Annotated in this window: 17 protein-coding genes; 10 read left to right on the forward strand and 7 right to left on the reverse strand. The window is 39.4% G+C overall.

The genetic code is table 11. The annotated features are described in order from the left end of the window. Window positions 1–85: 85 nt before the first annotated feature. Entirely contained in the window at window positions 86–1,300 is a 1,215-nt protein-coding gene (locus ABFY81_RS14920) for a multidrug effflux MFS transporter (RefSeq protein WP_004705791.1), read from the forward strand. Between the two features lie 24 nt (window positions 1,301–1,324). On the opposite strand, the gene ABFY81_RS14925 is transcribed toward ABFY81_RS14920, so the two are convergent. Continuing rightward, window positions 1,325–2,029 (reverse strand): nitroreductase, encoded by a 705-nt coding sequence (locus ABFY81_RS14925; protein WP_347914070.1) that lies wholly within the window; start codon window positions 2,027–2,029, stop codon window positions 1,325–1,327. 510 nt (window positions 2,030–2,539) lie between these two features. On the opposite strand from ABFY81_RS14925, the gene ABFY81_RS14930 reads away from it, so the two are divergent. From ABFY81_RS14930 to sbmA, 6 genes are all read left to right on the forward strand, one after another. Next, on the forward strand, window positions 2,540–2,743 hold the full coding sequence (locus ABFY81_RS14930) for a hypothetical protein (protein ID WP_004705793.1): 204 nt from the start codon (window positions 2,540–2,542) through the stop codon (window positions 2,741–2,743). A gap of 183 nt (window positions 2,744–2,926) precedes the next feature. Beyond that, entirely contained in the window at window positions 2,927–3,067 is a 141-nt protein-coding gene (locus ABFY81_RS14935) for a hypothetical protein (RefSeq protein WP_077162500.1), read from the forward strand. A gap of 99 nt (window positions 3,068–3,166) precedes the next feature. Continuing rightward, window positions 3,167–4,642: an alanine/glycine:cation symporter family protein gene (locus tag ABFY81_RS14940; RefSeq protein WP_004705795.1), complete on the forward strand. Its 1,476-nt coding sequence runs from the start codon at window positions 3,167–3,169 to the stop codon at window positions 4,640–4,642. A gap of 166 nt (window positions 4,643–4,808) precedes the next feature. Further along, entirely contained in the window at window positions 4,809–5,780 is a 972-nt protein-coding gene (locus ABFY81_RS14945; RefSeq protein WP_347914071.1) for a patatin-like phospholipase family protein, read from the forward strand. Between the two features lie 196 nt (window positions 5,781–5,976). Further along, on the forward strand, window positions 5,977–7,212 hold the full coding sequence (locus ABFY81_RS14950) for a threonine ammonia-lyase (protein ID WP_346791303.1): 1,236 nt from the start codon (window positions 5,977–5,979) through the stop codon (window positions 7,210–7,212). Window positions 7,213–7,447: 235 nt separating this feature from the next. Continuing rightward, window positions 7,448–8,644: a peptide antibiotic transporter SbmA gene (gene sbmA / locus ABFY81_RS14955; protein ID WP_346791304.1), complete on the forward strand. Its 1,197-nt coding sequence runs from the start codon at window positions 7,448–7,450 to the stop codon at window positions 8,642–8,644. A gap of 42 nt (window positions 8,645–8,686) precedes the next feature. Here sbmA and ABFY81_RS14960 read toward each other — a convergent pair whose 3' ends face one another. Beyond that, complete coding sequence (locus ABFY81_RS14960) at window positions 8,687–9,436, reverse strand: DUF4850 domain-containing protein (RefSeq protein WP_347914072.1); 750 nt, start codon at window positions 9,434–9,436, stop codon at window positions 8,687–8,689. 126 nt (window positions 9,437–9,562) lie between these two features. Here ABFY81_RS14960 and ABFY81_RS14965 point away from each other — a divergent pair, with 126 nt between their 5' ends. Further along, window positions 9,563–10,630, forward strand: coding sequence for a DUF1176 domain-containing protein (locus ABFY81_RS14965; protein ID WP_347914073.1), 1,068 nt, complete (start codon window positions 9,563–9,565; stop codon window positions 10,628–10,630). An 83-nt stretch (window positions 10,631–10,713) separates the two neighbouring features. Beyond that, window positions 10,714–11,232, forward strand: coding sequence for a hypothetical protein (locus ABFY81_RS14970; RefSeq protein ID WP_191028882.1), 519 nt, complete (start codon window positions 10,714–10,716; stop codon window positions 11,230–11,232). A 78-nt stretch (window positions 11,233–11,310) separates the two neighbouring features. Here ABFY81_RS14970 and ABFY81_RS14975 read toward each other — a convergent pair whose 3' ends face one another. The 5 genes from ABFY81_RS14975 to gatC form a co-directional block, all read right to left on the reverse strand. Further along, window positions 11,311–11,889: a DJ-1/PfpI family protein gene (locus ABFY81_RS14975; RefSeq protein ID WP_347914074.1), complete on the reverse strand. Its 579-nt coding sequence runs from the start codon at window positions 11,887–11,889 to the stop codon at window positions 11,311–11,313. A 169-nt stretch (window positions 11,890–12,058) separates the two neighbouring features. After that, window positions 12,059–12,523 (reverse strand): hypothetical protein, encoded by a 465-nt coding sequence (locus ABFY81_RS14980; RefSeq protein WP_347914075.1) that lies wholly within the window; start codon window positions 12,521–12,523, stop codon window positions 12,059–12,061. Between the two features lie 110 nt (window positions 12,524–12,633). Beyond that, the gene (gene gatB, locus ABFY81_RS14985) at window positions 12,634–14,103 is read right to left on the reverse strand and encodes an Asp-tRNA(Asn)/Glu-tRNA(Gln) amidotransferase subunit GatB (protein ID WP_347914076.1); all 1,470 of its coding nucleotides are present in this window, start codon (window positions 14,101–14,103) and stop codon (window positions 12,634–12,636) included. Then, complete coding sequence (gene gatA, locus ABFY81_RS14990) at window positions 14,103–15,581, reverse strand: Asp-tRNA(Asn)/Glu-tRNA(Gln) amidotransferase subunit GatA (RefSeq protein WP_347914077.1); 1,479 nt, start codon at window positions 15,579–15,581, stop codon at window positions 14,103–14,105. The genes gatB and gatA overlap by 1 nt, the downstream gene beginning before the upstream one ends. Before the next feature lie 53 nt (window positions 15,582–15,634). Next, the gene (gatC, locus tag ABFY81_RS14995) at window positions 15,635–15,949 is read right to left on the reverse strand and encodes an Asp-tRNA(Asn)/Glu-tRNA(Gln) amidotransferase subunit GatC (RefSeq protein ID WP_000107699.1); all 315 of its coding nucleotides are present in this window, start codon (window positions 15,947–15,949) and stop codon (window positions 15,635–15,637) included. Window positions 15,950–16,082: 133 nt separating this feature from the next. On the opposite strand from gatC, the gene ABFY81_RS15000 reads away from it, so the two are divergent. After that, window positions 16,083–17,123 carry a rod shape-determining protein gene (locus tag ABFY81_RS15000; RefSeq protein ID WP_000601379.1) on the forward strand — a complete coding sequence of 347 codons (1,041 nt, stop codon included), beginning with the start codon at window positions 16,083–16,085 and terminating at the stop codon, window positions 17,121–17,123. Window positions 17,124–17,128: the final 5 nt, after the last annotated feature.

Raw genomic sequence — 17,128 nt, forward strand, 5'->3', positions numbered from 1 at the left:
TATTTCTACATCAATGTTGCACAAATCATACGATAGACAGTGTAAGCTTGTCTGTATGCAAATGAGTGAAAAATGAAATATCGTTATGTCTGAACAAACAGCCCAGCGTCAATATTCTATTGGCTGGATTATGTTGCTCGCGTTACTCACGGCTTTAGGGCCTTTATCTATTGATATGTACTTACCTGCGTTGCCTCAAATGGCTCACGACTTTGGGGTAAGTACGCAAATGGTGGCAAATACACTACCAGCTTATTTTTTTGGTCTAGCCATTGGACAGCTGGTGTATGGCCCATTAAGCGACCGTATTGGAAGAAAGAAGCCGCTTTATTTTGGTCTCGCACTTTATGCTGTTGCAAGTTTATTGTGCGTGCTTGCTAAAAATGAATGGGGTCTGATTGCAGCGCGTATTTTACAAGCTTTAGGTGGTTGTGTTGGTGTGGTCATGGCTCGCGCCGCTATACGTGATAGATTGGATGTTCAAGGCTCAGCTCAAGCTTTTTCTAGCATGATGATCGTGATGGGTTTAGCACCTATTTTGGCACCTATGATTGGAGCTTGGATTTTAATCTGGTTTCCGTGGCAAGCGATTTTCATTACGCTTTCAATTGTGGGCGCGATATGCTGGCTATGTGTACATTTCTTTTTCAAAGAAACTTTGGCAATTGATAAAAGACTTAAACTATCTTTATATCAAGTGGCTACCTTATATGGTGCTATTTTCAAAGATGCGAGTTTCCGTTTACCTATGTTCGCAGGATGCTTAACAGGTGCAGCGTTATTTTGTTATATCAGTTCTGCTCCAGCTGTTTTTATGGACCAATATGGCCTAAATCAGCAAGAGTTTGCTTATGTATTTGGTCTCAATGCTTTTGGCATTATGCTGATGTCATCGTTAAACAAGCATTTAACAACACGTGTTGAAATTACCAAGCGTTTAAAAGCAGGTTCAATGGTACAAGTAACTGGGGCAAGCATTGTATTAATTGCTGGTTTAATCCCTATGGCACCTTTATGGCTTGTAATGTTAGGGCTATTTTTGGCGATTTCAGGAATTGGATTAACAGGTCCAAATGCTATGGCACTTGCAATGTCTAAGCAAGGTGCTCGTGCTGGAACAGCAAGTGCAATTATGGGCAGTATGCAATTTGCTTGTGGATTATTAGGTGGCTTGCTTCTTAACTTTCTTGTTTGGTCTGCATCACTCAATATGGGAATAATGATGGTGCTATTTACTTTAAGTGGCTTCATTGTTGTTTTAAAAGCGACGCAGCAGGCAAAAAGCAAACCTCTCTCATAATTTAAGAGAGGTTTACATAAACTTTTAATCTAGAAAGACTGCGAAATTCTCTACAGGTTCTCTAGGAGTAATAAAGGTATTTACAATATGTGCGGGATCTGCATGACCTAATGCAATCGCACATACTAGATCTTCATCATTTGCTGCCCCTAAAATATCTAAAACTATCGGGTGGAAATGGTTCCAAGCTGCCTGTGGACATGTATCTAAACCACGGGCCTTAGCAGCCACCATGACATTCTGGATCATCATTGCGATATCCATTTTTGAACCAATTCCCATAGCTTTATTGACTGTAAAGAAAAGTCCAACTGGTGCATCAAACAGTTTGAAATTACGTAACTGTTGAGCCGCCATTTTTTCTCTTTCTCCCTTTTTAATGTCCAATAGACCGTAGAGTCCCCAACCATTTTCACGGCGACGGTCAATAAAAGGTGAAACCCATTTTTCAGGGTAATAGGCAAAAGTTTCTTTATATTGTTCTGCAAGTTCAGGATTTTTAGAAATCTCAATCTGTGCTGCACAGACACGCTCTACCATTTCATCACGTTTTTGCCCCGTCACAACATAGACTTTCCACGGCTGAGTATTTGTTCCGGAAGGAGCGCGACTTGCGACTGTTAAAATATCTTTAATGATTTGCTGTGGTACTGCAGTGTCTAAAAAGGCACGTACAGAATGTCGAGAGGTGATAGCCTCGTCAACAAGATGGACTTGTTCCAAACTCATGATTACTCCTGATCTTATTCTCTAAAATCCAATACGTTTTGATGCTTCATTTCACATCTTGAAGTTGCTGCATTTATAAGCAAAAAATATTAGAAAAGAGATATCCTTACATGTATGATGATGCGATTCGTTTAGACATAATGGCTGATTAATTATAATTCGAATATGCCACTTTTGACTTAAATGCACAAAATAGTGCGAGTTTGTCGATTATAAAAAAAACAAAGATTAAGCTTGGGTGAGCGAAAAATATTCAATTAGAAAAAAGGTAGAATATGTTTAAAAACAGTACAAAACGGATGACTTTATATAAAAAATAACCAATTTTTATATAAAGTTTTAATGAAAAACATACACAAAAGTTTAAATTTCTGCATAATACCGACTTTTTTACGCAGGTATGATTTCTCCATACTCACGTTAGGAAAAGTAGTGGCTGCATAATGAATACTTTTACAAAAAGATTTTTATGCAGAAGTGGAGAAATACACGAGGTATAAGGAGCTTTACATGAGTTTACCGCTCATCAACAAGCAGTTCATGAAACAAGGATTGGCGATTACCATTGCGACCATGAAAATGAACTTAACTCACGCAACGACTAGGCTAAAAAAAATACAACAGCTTGGTACGCATCTCAACGCACGCTTCTTGAGTAGCAAGGATCGGGGCGCAGATAGTCGCGTTATAGCGCTGGCTTGTTACAGTCTTTGAAATTTATATGCAGTTTAGACATTCGCTCAAAAGTATATGTAAATATGCTTATGGCTTAAATCCAGATTTTTTATAACTCGATTAATTGATGTGAATCATTAAGCGAGCTGATTTAGCGGTGGTCATTTGTTAGTTTCCAAGTTTGTAGCTGAGTCGATGCATGCTGTTCATCCCAATGGGACTATGTTCAGTAATGCGATGAATTCATTTTATTTGAAGAGTGCTTTCTCTCATGCAACCTTCAAAGGCTTAGTGCTGGGCATCATGTTGCTTAAACTTGTGACGATAATTGCTATTCAATTGACATTAAAAGTTTTTTCTTAAATGTACTGAAAAAGTCCCAATTTTGAGGGGCTTTTTTGTTTATTGCAGTATTTTGGCTTGTGCTAATAGCGCATTAGCAAGAACGTAAGCGGACCGAGTATGAATGAACAACTCAATGCGACATTGATGTCGTGGGTAAAATTTTTTAATGACCCTTTATGGGATTTCCTAGTTATTTTCTTGCTGGCTGTCGGTATTTTTTATACGGTCTTAACTGGAGCAGTGCAAATTCGCATGTTCTTGCAAAGTATTCGTGTTATGAAAAGCAGTCGTACTGAAGGCGAAGACGAGCATGGTCTTACACCTTTTCAGGCATTTGTAACAGGTCTTGCGAGCCGTGTTGGGGTAGGTAACATTGCTGGTGTAGCAATCGCGATCGCAATTGGTGGTCCTGGTGCAGTGTTCTGGATGTGGGTAACAGCTGTTCTTGGTATGAGCTCGGCTTTTATTGAGTCTACACTTGCTCAGTTATTTAAAGTTCGAGATAGCAAGAGCAAACAGTTCCGTGGTGGACCGGCTTACTATATTACTCAAGGTTTACGTAGTAAAACCTTCGGTGTAGTTTTCGCACTGGCATTAATCTTTACTTACGGTTTCGTATTTAACTCAGTTCAAATCAATGCAATTGCTAATGCATCTTCACATGCATGGGGTTGGGACAAGGCCAATCTTATTGCTCATTTAGGTGGTGTTGATTTAGAAATCTCTTGGGTTGGTATTGCGCTTGTCGTTATGGTTGCATTGGCAATTTTTGGTGGTATTAAACGTATCGCTAAATTTGCAGAAATGTTCGTGCCTTTAAAAGCAGGTCTTTACTTATCTGTTGCGTTATATATTGCATTAAGCAACTATGCAATTTTACCTGATATTTTAAAGCTGATTGTGACTGAAGCTTTCCATTTTAAGTCTGCAGCAGGTGGCTTCTTTGGTGCTGCCGTATCAATGGCAATGATGCAAGGTATTAAGCGTGGTTTGTTCTCAAACGAAGCGGGTATGGGTTCTGCACCAAATGCTGCTGCTGCGTCTGATGTGAAACATCCTGTAAACCAAGGCTTAGTACAAATGCTTGGTGTATTCGTAGATACCTTCATTGTTTGTACAAGTACTGCAATTATCATTTTGGTTTCTGGTGTTTACCATGATGCGGGCTTCGTTGGTGTTGAATTAACTCAACGTGCTTTAGAAACTCAAGTTGGGCATTGGGGATCGGACTTCCTTGCTGTTCTATTATTCTTGTTCTGTTATTCAGCTGTACTAGGTAACTATGCCTACGCTGAAGGTAATGTGCAGTTTATTAATAACAATCCGAAAGTTATGTTCATCTTCCGTATTTTTGTATTGGTAATGGTGTATTTCGGTGCAATTGGTAGTGTTCCATTAGTTTGGTCAATGGCTGACTTGTTTATGGGTATCATGGCGACGATTAACTTAATCGCAATTTTACTATTAACACCAGTGGCACGTACTTTGTTGAAAGACTATCGTGAGCAATTAAAACAAGGTATTAAAGAACCAGAGTTTAAAATTAATAAATATCCAGAGTTGAAGAAAAAAGTCGATTCAGATATTTGGTAATTTTCAAAAAAGCCTCTTAGAAATAAGGGGCTTTTTTTATACACCATAAAAACACTTGAGTATAAATTTTAAACATGACAAATTAAATAAATTCAATACAGCTTTTCACAGAACGAGCAACTAAACTTGCAGTTCAAAATTTAACGTCATAGTGCAAAGATGGGCCATGAAACAGCTTAAATTGTGGGTTCTCGGACTTTCTATGGTGTTGGCTGGCTGCCAGACCACCTCACACTTATCTGCCTTAAAACCACAGACGGCAGAGGCATACTCTCGTTTTGTTGACCAGCCCTTTGCAAAAATTAAGAAACAGCAGAAAAAGCCAGTTGTCGCGCTAGTGTTAGGTAGTGGTGGTGCTCGTGGATATGCACACATTGGCGTGATTGAAGTTTTAGAACAGCATGGTATTCGTCCTGATTTCATTGTAGGAACCAGTGCGGGCAGTATTGTTGGGGCAATTTATGCAAGTGGAAAAACACCTGATGAATTGCGTGATACTGCATTGAAAATGAAAGCGGCCGATGTCCGTGACATTAGTATCGGTTTAAAAGGTTTTTTTGATGGCAAAAAAGTTGAAGACTATGTAAACCAACAAGTAAATAACTTACCACTCGAAAAAATGAAAATACCAATGTACGTGGTTGCAACAGAGCTTAAGCATGGTACCAAAACCGTATTTAATTACGGTAATACTGGTCAAGCTGTAAGAGCCTCTGCATCCATTCCAAGTATGTTTATACCGACTAAAATTGGTAAATCTGAATATGTAGATGGCGGTTTAGTCAGTCCGGTACCTGTTGAAGTTGCCCGTGATTTAGGTGCTGATGTTATTATTGCTGTCGATATTTTGGCCCAACCGATTTATACGGAAACTTCGAATGTATGGGGGCTCTTCAACCAGAATATTAATATTATGCAAGGGCGTTTAGCTGCTGAAGAACTTCAATATGCAGATGTCGTGATTCAACCAGATTTAAGAGAAAAAGCACATATTTTTGATGTGAAAGGCCGTGAAGCTACCATGAAAGCAGGTATAGATGCGGCAAATGCAAAACTGTCTGATATTCAGTTTGCAATTGATGAAAAAATAGCTGAACAGAATCTTTCCACTGACGGTTTAAGTGCCCAGTCCAAATAAATCAAAAGCAAGTATATGAAAATTAAATAAAAGCCCTGTTCGGGCTTTTTTGTTGAAATATAAAAGATTTGTATGTGCTGATAAAAATTTTTGTATAGTGGAGCTATGCTGAAAACTCCTCATGACAGATGTGAGAAATTCATGCTATTTTTCAAAAAAATAATTGATTTGTAACATATTGAGGCCGACTAATTAGATGATTCAGCAACAGGTAAAACAAGAGTTTCCAACATTAGAAGATATACATGCCGCTGCAGAGCGTTTAGATGGTTTAGTGGTTAAAACACCATTTGTTTTTTCAGAAACCATTTCTAAAACCCTAGGGGCAGAAATGTGGCTGAAATTTGAAAATCTACAATTTACGGCTTCTTTTAAAGAAAGAGGCGCATTGAATAAACTTTTGAGTTTGTCTGAACAAGAAAAGCAACATGGTGTAATCGCTGCTTCAGCGGGTAACCATGCACAAGGCGTTGCTTATCATGCTCAGCGTACAGGTGTAACAGCAACTATTGTCATGCCTAAATCGACGCCTAATGTGAAGGTACAACGAGTACGTGAATACGGCGCACGCGTTATTTTGCATGGTCAAGACTTTTCTGAAGCTGCTGCTGAAATGCACCGTGTTGCTCAAGAAGAATCATTAACGATTATTCATCCTTTTGACGATGCTGAAATTATTGCTGGTCAGGGAACCATTGCGCTCGAAATGCTTGCAGCTGTTCCTGAACTAGACATTTTAGTTGTGCCAATTGGCGGTGGAGGTCTCATTTCTGGTATTGCGATTGCAGCAAAATCGATAAACCCTAAAATTAAGGTCATAGGGGTTCAGTCGGTGGTTTACCCAAGCATGGCGAAATTGCTTTGTAACTATCAAATTGCAGTTTCATTAGGTTCGACCGTAGCTGAAGGTATTGCGGTTAAAACTCCGGGTGAGCTGACGACTCAAATCGCTAAAGAATACGTTGATGACATTGTTGTTGTCACTGAAGACATGATTGAAGAAGCAATTGCGCTGTTACTTAATATTGAGAAAACAGTATGTGAAGGAGCAGGGGCGACAGGTATTGCTGCAATTATGTCTCGACCAGATCTATTTTTAGGTCATAAAGTCGGGGTTGTTTTATCTGGAGGCAATATTGATACACGAGTGATGGTTTCCGTATTACAGCGTCACTTGACGCGTACGGGGCGTATGGTTCGTATTCGTGTCGAATTACCAGATAATCCGGGTGCTTTAGCGCGTTTAACAGCAATTATTGCTGAGCAAGGCGGTAACATTTACGAATTGCGCCATGAACGCTTTGCTGCCACAAGTCGTGCCAAAGAAAGTGCGGTCAGTGTTGATGTCGAGTTAAAAAGTGCTCCAGATTTGGAACCTTTAATTCAGGCTATGCAGCTTGAAGGTTATATTGTTCGTAAAGAAGAGATTTAAACACAGGTATCACTATGATATAAAAGCCGTATATGGCTCTTAAGGGAGTCATATACGAAGCAATTTAAATGGATTAAATTGCAAAAAGGATGAATTTACAAAAAAACGATCAAATCCTTCAATGAAATGGGAAAAACTGACAATTCTCTAAACTTTGCCCTTCACAATTTTAAGGTTTAGGTTTTAGTATTCTCTTCATTGCAAATTTGAAGAAATATAGGGATAACAACACTCAATGTTCAAATCATTTTTTCCGTCTCCACGGTATTTTTTTATATCTGTAGTTATTTGGCTCGCGCTAAATATGGTGCTCTGGTATACAGGGGGAGAACACTGGGGGCAGTATGTAGGCTTTCCCCATGGTTATGCAGATGCTGAATTGCCTGTTGGTGTAAGTCGCTTCTGGTCACCTGCTTTCTTATGGTTTTATCTCTGGTTTTTAGTCTCCACAGCAATTTTTGCCGGTTTTTGGAAAATCGTTTCTAATAATTCTTGGCAGCGTTGGTCTATCTGGGGATCAGCATTTATTCTATTTAATATCTGGTTTGCCGTTCAGTCCAGTGTTGCTATTAATGCATGGTATGTACCATTTTGGGACTTAATTCAAAAAATGCTTTCTAGTGGAGGGGGTGATCTCTCTGCACTATATAGTGAAACCCTAGTATTTCTTTATATTGCAATGGTCGCTGTGACTTTAGCTGTCATTAATGCTTTTTTTACAAGTCATTATGTATTCCGTTGGCGTACGGCAATGAATGAATACTATACGGAACATTGGGAAAAGCTTCGCCATATTGAAGGTGCTTCGCAGCGTGTACAAGAAGATACCATGCGTTTTGCAACTATTTTGGAAGATTTAGGGGTAGAGTTGGTAAAAGCTGTTATTACATTGATTGCTTTCTTACCTATTTTATTTCAACTTTCTAAACACGTTACTGTTTTACCAATTGTTGGTGAGTTAGATCACTCTTTGGTATGGGCTGCAATAGTATGGTCAATTTTTGGTACCATTTTATTAATGGTAGTTGGTATTAAATTACCTGGTCTACAATTTAACAATCAAAAAGTAGAAGCAGCTTACCGTAAAGAATTGGTTTATGGTGAAGATCATGCTGATCGTGCAAAACCTGCTACTTTACGTGAGTTATTTAGTAATGTACGTAAAAATTATTTTAGACTTTACTTTCATTATGCCTATTTCAATATGACGGCGATTTGGTATGGACAACTTGATATTTTGTATAACTTGGTTGTTCTTTTCCCATCTATAGCTGCTGGTAAACTCACATTAGGTTTAATTCAACAAATTGCAAATGTGTTTGGTCGCGTAAGAGATTCATTCCAATATTTAATTAGTTCATGGAAAACCATTATTGAGTTACTTTCGATTTACAAGCGTTTAAAAGCTTTTGAATCAATATTGCATAAATAAATAAAAACCCGCGAAAGCGGGTTTTTTTATAGGTACAAATATTTAATGAGTTGCATTATAAAAATTAAGAATAGGACCAACTAATGATTGCTGAGATTTATCTAAGGTGACTTGAATCTCTTTGTAGTTGAACGTGTCCTCATCATAATATTTGGCAATACCATGCGTTTTATTGTTCACTTGTGGAATTTGATAACTAAAAAAAGCCACTTTTTTAGAGGGATGAACGATGGTAATGAGTTTTTTGGGGTCTTTGAATCCACCAAAATCATCTTCAACACTTTCTTTTAACAGTTCAGGAAAATAAAGCGTTGCATTTGGTAATCCACACCCAACGCAAAAAGAAGAGTCATAAAGCTCTATCGCTTGTTTTTGATCTGGACTCATTGCTAAAGCAAAACCAGTTCCATTCGCACCTGCATTTGCTTCTACATCTTGCCAGTTACGTGGAACCAGCACCAATCCTGTTTCAGGTAATGCAAGAAGCTTGAGTTGTTTGGCATGTTGAGCATCGAGTTTAAAATTAAAATTGCAGCTTTTAGGTGTGCATTTTTCAAAATCTTTAAGTAAACCATCCTCCATTGGGTTTTGTGCAGTAACGCCATAAAAAGGGACTGTAACGCCGTTTAAAAAATTTGCTTCTCCAAGCTTATAGAACTGATTATCTGCTTTGCGTGTTGCAGCAGAGCTATAAAACTTTGGAAAATGAGGAGTAAAGCTTTTTACTTCTGCATAAGCAGTTGAAGTGAGACTTACCAATACTGTGCATAATAAAAAATTTAATTTTTTCATTTTTAGAAAGTAATCAATTTAAAATCTTATATAAATCTAACATATTCTTTTAAACTATAAGGTAATTCAAAATTGAAAACTGTTTTTAATTTCATAATAAAAACAGATTTATAGAGATATGGAAAAATGAAAAATATACTTTCAATTTGCTGTTTAGCAGCAATAAGTTCTTATAGTTTTGCTCAAGACATTAAAGGCATTTCATTTTCTCATCAAGAGTGGGAAATCTATTGTAGTAATACGGGTACCTGTAAGGCTGCTGGCTATCAAAATGAAGACAATAGTGATAATCCAGCTTCAATTTTAATAACGCGTAAAGCAGGGCCAAAACAACCTGTGCAAGTTGAGTTTGCTTTGTCTGACTATGAACAAAGCATGCTTACAAATCAGCTTAAAAATATCCATTTTTATATCAATGGCAAAGACTTAGGACCGGTAACTGTAGACGGTACTGAGCTGCCAATTATGGGTAAACTAAGTAGCTTAGAAGCTAATGCTCTACTACAGCAGTCTAAACAGGAAACTGAAATTACATTTAAAAATGCGCAGCATCAATGGAAAATTTCCGATGAAGGAATGACTGCTGTGTTATTAAAAATGGATGATTTTCAGAAGCGTATTGGAACTGTTGGTGCTTTAGTCAAAAAGGGCAGTGCCAATGAAAATCAAGTGCTGATACCTGAGCCAAAACTAGTTGTAAAACGTATTAAGACGGCAACCAAACCTTACTTAACTTTACAGCCAAAAAATAAACAGTACCAAGCAATATACCGTAGTCTGATGGCAGCTAAACCGAATCCGAAAGAAGACGGCTTTTGTGAAGGCGTTTATGGCGGTAATAGTGATGGAGCTGAACCACAAGAAATCGAGCTATATAAACTAACCAATCAAAAAGTTCTAGCGACTACATTGTGTTGGAGAGGGGCCTATAACGAAGGGTATGGGGCATGGGTGCTCGATGAGTCTTTAAATGGTAAGGCAACGTTTGTGACCGAGTCTGCTTCAGATTTCGATAGCGGTATGATCAGCAGTTCTCAAAAGGGACGAGGTATTGGGGACTGCTGGGCAAGTGAAGAATGGGTCTGGGATGGCAAGAGTTTTGTACACACTAAGGATATGTGGACAGGGATGTGTAAAGGCTTGGCAGCAGGTGGGGTGTGGGAGCTTGACCGAATAGAGTCTGTGGTGAAATAACTACTTTGCGGTTACAGAGTCATAACAGGTAACTCTGGTGACTCTGTGATAAAAAGAACAGATTGTTTATTGGAGCTAGACCTATGTCACGTCATCTTTACGCTATTGCTCGCCATAAGTTTTCACATCTGAGTCGTTCAATATGTGTGGCGGCGGCTGTACTGGGTGCAACACAAATTACGATGGCTGGTCCAACGGTCGATCAGCTCAGTGATTGTCTGGTTAAAGCAACAACAGCTTCAGATAAAACCACGGTGCTTCAGTGGACATTTACGGCTTTAGCAGCTCATCCCGATTTAAAAGCATTTAGTAATGTAACACCTGAGCAAAAAGACCAGTTAGACCAAAAACTGGCTCAGGTTTTACAACGCGTGATTGTAGAGCAATGTTCTACCCAAACTAAAGCTGTGATTAAGGCAGAAGGTGTTAAGGCAGTTGGAGAAGCTTTCCAACAGTTAGGTCAGAGTGCTGGTGAAGATATTGTTAAAGACCCAGCCGTTAAACAACAGTTGCAGGGTACATTACGCTATATCGACCTAAACAAATTGGTGACAACGTTTTTAACACCAGAAATTTGGAATAAGCTGGGAATTACAAGATAAAAATCTAGTTTTCTATTTTAGTTATAAAGCCTGCTATCTAAGAGCAGGCTTTATTGTATTTGGGATAAAGAGATCTCTTTAGATCGTAATCGTAGCGCCTAAAACTTTCACAAATTGTGCTAACCAAGCTGGATGGGCAGGCCAAGCCGGAGCCGTTACTAAATGCCCATCGGTAACGGCATCAGTTACAGCAATGTCTGCATATTGCCCACCTGCTAATTTTACTTCGGCTGCACATGCTGGATAAGCTGAGCAGAGGCGGCCTTTTAAAATGTCTGCCGCAGCGAGTAACTGAGCACCGTGGCATACGGCTGCAATTGGTTTTTTCACTTTATCAAATTCACGTACAATTTCGATAACACGTTCATTCATGCGTAAATACTCTGGTGCACGGCCACCCGGAATGACTAAACCTACATAGTCTTCGGTATTAACAGCATTAAAATCATAGTTAATCGCGAAGTTGTGGCCTCGTTTTTCGCTATAAGTTTGCTCACCTTCAAAATCATGAATAGCGGTTGCAATATGGTCACCGTTCTTTTTATTCGGGCAAACAGCATGCACGGTATAACCTAAACCTGTTAAGAACTGAAATGGAACCATAGTTTCATAGTCTTCGGCATAGTCACCGACTAACATTAAAATCTTTTTAGACATATTTTACTCCTCTTTTTAAAATATAAGTGATTTCTATTTTTAATTTAAATTAGCATAACGGTAGTGTGATTTTTAGGAAAAAGCTCATTCTTTAGTCGAAGAGTGTTTCGTAAGTGATATAAAAAAAGCCTCGATAAATAGAGGCTTTTAAATTTATGGGGTCTGCTTTTTATAACTCACAAGCTTTACCTTCATATTCACGACGGTTAAGGATGTATTCCTTACCATTCCATCGATAAATAGGAAAACAGAAGCCTGTCCCCCCATTTTCAATATCAGGCCAGCCATCTTTGCCTTTAGTTTTCAAAAAGGTGGGGATGCCAGAGTCGCTAAATAGTTTTTTCCATTGACCATCTTTTTGCTGGGAAACAATATAGTAGCCAACACCCGTATTGCCATAACACATAGTGCTACTATCTTGAATAACTGCATCTTTATGACCATCGCCATTTAAATCTTTATAAATGATAATTTCACCAGTATCACAGTTACCTTTCCAGCCATGTTTCGTTTTTTTGAAATTTGCAGCTTTAAAAATAGATGCTACTTCACTCTTTGGGACTTGAACCGTTTGAGCAAAAAGTGTCGAGTTTATTAACAATAAAGAAGCAGTAATAAGTAATTTATTTATCATGAGTAACCTGTTCAGCATAGTTTTAGCTTAAAAATTATTGTGGATTCATTGCATTTTAAAATAGATAAAAAACCCGCTCTAAAGCGGGTTTTTCTAAAAATTAGATTAAATTAACCAATCAATTTTTTCATTAATTCATTGACTTGCGCAGGGTTGGCTTTACCCTTAGATGCTTTCATGACTTGACCAACAAGACCATTAAAGGCTTTCTCTTTACCAGACTTGTACTCTTCAACCATTTTTTCATTGGCTGCAAGTACTTCTTTAATGATTGCTTCAATTGCACCAGTGTCGGTTTCTTGCTTTAAGCCTTTTTCCGCAATAATATCATCGGCAGATTTACCTTCCGATTCCCACATAAAGCCAAAGACTTGTTTAGCAATCTTACCACTAATGGTATTGTCAACAATACGTGCAATCATGCCGCCAAGCTGTTCAGCAGAAACAGGTGAATCAGCCAAATCTAGGCCTGCTTTGTTTAAAGCACCAGAGAATTCACCCATTACCCAGTTTGCAGCAATTTTACCTTGCTTCGCACCACCAGCCGCAGCAACAACAGCTTCATAGAAGTCTGCCATTTCGCGTGAGAGCGTAAGTACGTGAGCATCGTACTCAGTTACACCAAAGTCTGCGATAAAGCGTGCACGACGTGCAGCAGGAAGCTCTGGAAGTGCAGCGCGAGCAGCTTCGATTTGCTCATCTGCAATAATTACTGGTAATAAGTCTGGATCTGGGAAGTAGCGGTAATCGTTTGCTTCTTCTTTAGAACGCATTGAACGCGTTTCCATTTTGTTTGGATCGAACAAACGTGTTTCTTGGTCGATACTTCCGCCGTATTCCAAAATTTCCATTTGGCGTTCAATTTCAACATTGATCGCTTGCTCAATGAAACGGAATGAGTTGAGGTTTTTAAGCTCACAGCGTGTACCAAAAGGTTGGCCTGGACGGCGTAAAGACACGTTACAGTCCGCACGGAATGAACCTTCGGCCATGTTACCGTCAGAAATACCTAACCAACGTACCAGCGTGTGAATCGCTTTGATATAAGCAACCGCTTCTTCAACTGAACGCATGTCTGGTTCAGACACGATTTCAAGCAAAGGGGTACCAGCACGGTTTAAGTCAATGCCAGACATGCCTTCAAATTGGTCATGTACAGATTTACCTGCATCTTCTTCAAGATGAGCACGAGTTACGCCAATACGTTTAGTCGTACCATCTTCAAGTTGAATGTCGATATGACCCAAGCCCACAATCGGGTTATCCATTTGGCTAATTTGATAGCCTTTTGGTGAGTCAGGGTAGAAGTAGTTTTTACGCGCAAATACTGAAGCTTGGTCGATGTAAGCATCGATACCCAAACCAAAGCGAATAGCAAGATCAACTACTTTTTCATTTAAAACAGGGAGTACACCCGGCATAGCCAAATCTACTAGGCTCGCTTGTGTATTTGGGTCTTGACCAAATTCAGTCGATGAACCAGAGAAAATTTTAGAATTGGTTGCAAGCTGAGTGTGAATCTCGATACCAATAACGACTTCCCAACCGTCAATCAATTTCAACTTTTGAGCTTCAGCCATTATGCATTCTCCTCAGCAATTGCCGCACGTTGAGTATGGAAATTGGTGTTTTGTTGGTATTGATGGACAATCGACAATAATTGCGATTCTGACCAGTAGTTACCAATTAATTGTAAGCCTACAGGTAAGCTGTCTTTATCAAAACCAACAGGAGCATTAATCGCTGGTAAGCCTGCTAAGTTCACTGCAAGTGTATAGATATCGCCTAAATACATTTCAGTTGGACTTAAGTTCGCACCAATTTTATACGCAGTTGTTGGAGCAGCAGGAGCCGCAATCACATCTACATTTTCAAATGCTTTTAAGAAGTCTTGTTGAATTAAGCGACGTACTTTTTGTGCTTTTACATAGTAAGCATCGTAATAACCCGCAGAAAGCGCGTATGTACCAATCAAAATACGACGTTGAACTTCTGGACCAAAGCCTTCTGAACGAGAACGCTTATAAAGATCCATCAAGTCTGCTGGATTTTCACAGCGGTAGCCGTAACGAACGCCATCGTAACGAGATAAGTTAGAAGATGCTTCTGCTGGCGCAATCAGGTAATACGTCGGTACATAAGCTTCAGTCATGTTGAGATCGATCTCAACAAGTGTTGCACCCATTTCTTCAAGCTTTTTCAAAGACTCTTCAACACGTGCTTTTACGTCAGCATTTAAGCCTGCAACGTTAAAGTACTGTTTAGGAATACCAATGCGTAAACCTTTTACAGATGTGTTATTCAAGTTTGCAACGTAGTCATCAACTTCCTTTTTAACCGAAGTCGAGTCTTTTGCATCGTGACCTGCAATTACATTCATGAGGTAAGCACAGTCTTCAGCAGAGCGTGCCATTGGACCCGCTTGGTCTAAAGATGATGCATAAGCAATGATACCGAAGCGAGATACACGACCATAGGTCGGTTTTAAGCCTGTTAAACCACAGAAAGAGGCAGGTTGACGAATTGAGCCACCTGTATCAGTACCTGTAGCAAAAGGTGCTAAATCAGCTGCTACCGCAGCAGCAGAGCCACCTGATGAACCACCAGGAACGTGGTCAAGCGCCCATGGGTTACTTGTTGCACCAACATATGAGCTTTCAGAGGTTGAACCCATCGCAAACTCATCCATGTTCACTTTACCTAAAGTGACAAGACCAGCTGCTTTAGTTTTTTCAACAACAGTTGCATCGTAAGGAGAGATGAAGTTGTCTAATATTTTTGAACCAGCAGTGGTTTTAATGCCTTTGGTACAAAAGATATCTTTATGAGCAAGTGGAATACCCGTTAAAGCGGTTGCATTACCCGCTTTTAAAGCTGCATCGGCTGCGTCGGCTTCAGCAAGCGCTTGTTCAGGTGTAACCGTCACGTAGCTTTTTACCAGTAGGTCAATTTTAGCAATACGTTTTAAATAGTGTTCAGTCAATTCGCGAGATGAAAACTTCGCTTGGCTTAAGCCTTCAGCAAGTTCACGAATTGATAAGCGATGTAAATCAGTCATGAGTAAAATTTCTTTACATTCAAAATTGGGAAGATGGATTAATTGACTAAAAGTTATTCAATCACGCGAGGAACAAGATACAAACCATCTTGAGTTGCAGGTGCAACAGCTTGGTATTCATCTCGATGATTACTTTCAGTTACCACATCAGCACGTAAAGGTTGAGGATTGTCAAAAGGACTCTTCAAAGGTTCTACGCCTTCCGTATCAATGCCTTTTAAGGTTTCCATCATGCCTAAAATTTTATTTAGACTTTGAGCATATTCAGCAGATTGCGTATCATTGAGCGACAATCGAGCAAGATTGGCGATTGCTGAAACTGTTTGTGCATTTAAATCTGCTGAATGCTGTGCATCCGATGTAGACATAACATCACCTAATCAGTATTAAAAATTTTCAAAATATCGTGCGTTATAATAAGCGATTGACTTGTTCAAATCATCACATTTAGTTTAAAGTTGCCACCTTGCATCCACATGAAAGTTTAACTGAGAACGAACCGTGATTCTAAAACGACTAATTGGCTTGTTTTCGCCGGATCTAGCCATTGATTTAGGTACAGCAAATACACTTATTTATGCACCAGGCCGCGGCATTATATTAAATGAACCAACAGTTGTGGCAATTCGTCACAGTGGTTCACAAAAAATTGTTGCTGCTGTAGGGCTGGATGCGAAACAAATGTTAGGCCGTACGCCTGCAAATATTTCTGCAATTCGTCCGATGAAAGACGGTGTAATTGCAGACTTTGAAGTGACTGAAACCATGCTGAATCAGTTCATTGGTAAAGTTCACGAAAAACGTTTGTTCCCACCTGCACCTCGTGTAGTTGTATGTGTACCATGTAAATCAACTTTGGTCGAGCGTCGTGCGATTCGTGAAGCCGTATTTAATGCGGGTGCCCGTGATGTGCGCTTAATTGAAGAGCCGATGGCGGCTGCAATTGGTGCTGGTATGCCAGTTGAACAAGCATGTGGTTCTATGGTTGTGGATGTTGGTGGTGGTACAACTGAAATTGCAATTATTTCATTGCAAGGTTGTGTCTATGCTGATTCTTTACGTATTGGTGGCGATGTATTTGATGAGCAAATCATTAATTATGTTCGTAAAGCTCACGGTTGCGTAATTGGTGAAACCACAGCTGAAATTATTAAGAAAGAAGTAGGTATGGCTGTTTCTGATGGTACGACATTAGAAATTGAAGTACGTGGTCGTAACCTTGCAGAAGGTGTGCCTCGTGCAATTACTGTAACTTCTGACGAAATTACTCAAGCGATTTCTGACCCATTACAAAGCATTGTAAGCGCGGTGAAATCAGCTCTTGAACAAACTCCTCCTGAACTTTCTTCAGATATCGCTGAGCGCGGTATTGTGTTGACAGGTGGCGGTGCGTTACTTCGTAACCTCGACAAATTATTAGCTCAAGAAACTGGTTTACCAGTTGTTGTGGCTGAAGATCCTCTTACTTGTGTAACCCGTGGTGGTGGTAAAGTATTAGAATTCTTCGACAACCCGAACCATGACATGCTTTTCGTCGGTTAAGTTTA

The sequence above is a fragment of the Acinetobacter sp. WA-87 genome (assembly GCF_039938935.1).
Lineage (GTDB): Bacteria > Pseudomonadota > Gammaproteobacteria > Pseudomonadales > Moraxellaceae > Acinetobacter > Acinetobacter seifertii.

Coding starts and splice junctions, on each gene's coding strand:
- ABFY81_RS14965 (WP_347914073.1), top strand. CDS start 9,563: ATGAAAAATATACTTTCAATTTGCTGTTTAGCAGCAATAAGTTCTTAT.
- ABFY81_RS14925 (WP_347914070.1), bottom strand. CDS start 2,029: ATGAGTTTGGAACAAGTCCATCTTGTTGACGAGGCTATCACCTCTCGA.
- ABFY81_RS14930 (WP_004705793.1), top strand. CDS start 2,540: ATGAGTTTACCGCTCATCAACAAGCAGTTCATGAAACAAGGATTGGCG.
- ABFY81_RS14920 (WP_004705791.1), top strand. CDS start 86: ATGTCTGAACAAACAGCCCAGCGTCAATATTCTATTGGCTGGATTATG.
- ABFY81_RS14950 (WP_346791303.1), top strand. CDS start 5,977: ATGATTCAGCAACAGGTAAAACAAGAGTTTCCAACATTAGAAGATATA.
- ABFY81_RS14945 (WP_347914071.1), top strand. CDS start 4,809: ATGAAACAGCTTAAATTGTGGGTTCTCGGACTTTCTATGGTGTTGGCT.
- ABFY81_RS14970 (WP_191028882.1), top strand. CDS start 10,714: ATGTCACGTCATCTTTACGCTATTGCTCGCCATAAGTTTTCACATCTG.
- ABFY81_RS14980 (WP_347914075.1), bottom strand. CDS start 12,523: ATGATAAATAAATTACTTATTACTGCTTCTTTATTGTTAATAAACTCG.
- gatB (WP_347914076.1), bottom strand. CDS start 14,103: ATGGCTGAAGCTCAAAAGTTGAAATTGATTGACGGTTGGGAAGTCGTT.
- ABFY81_RS14940 (WP_004705795.1), top strand. CDS start 3,167: ATGAATGAACAACTCAATGCGACATTGATGTCGTGGGTAAAATTTTTT.
- gatC (WP_000107699.1), bottom strand. CDS start 15,949: ATGTCTACATCGGATGCACAGCATTCAGCAGATTTAAATGCACAAACA.
- ABFY81_RS14960 (WP_347914072.1), bottom strand. CDS start 9,436: ATGAAAAAATTAAATTTTTTATTATGCACAGTATTGGTAAGTCTCACT.
- sbmA (WP_346791304.1), top strand. CDS start 7,448: ATGTTCAAATCATTTTTTCCGTCTCCACGGTATTTTTTTATATCTGTA.
- ABFY81_RS14975 (WP_347914074.1), bottom strand. CDS start 11,889: ATGTCTAAAAAGATTTTAATGTTAGTCGGTGACTATGCCGAAGACTAT.
- gatA (WP_347914077.1), bottom strand. CDS start 15,581: ATGACTGATTTACATCGCTTATCAATTCGTGAACTTGCTGAAGGCTTA.
- ABFY81_RS14935 (WP_077162500.1), top strand. CDS start 2,927: ATGTTCAGTAATGCGATGAATTCATTTTATTTGAAGAGTGCTTTCTCT.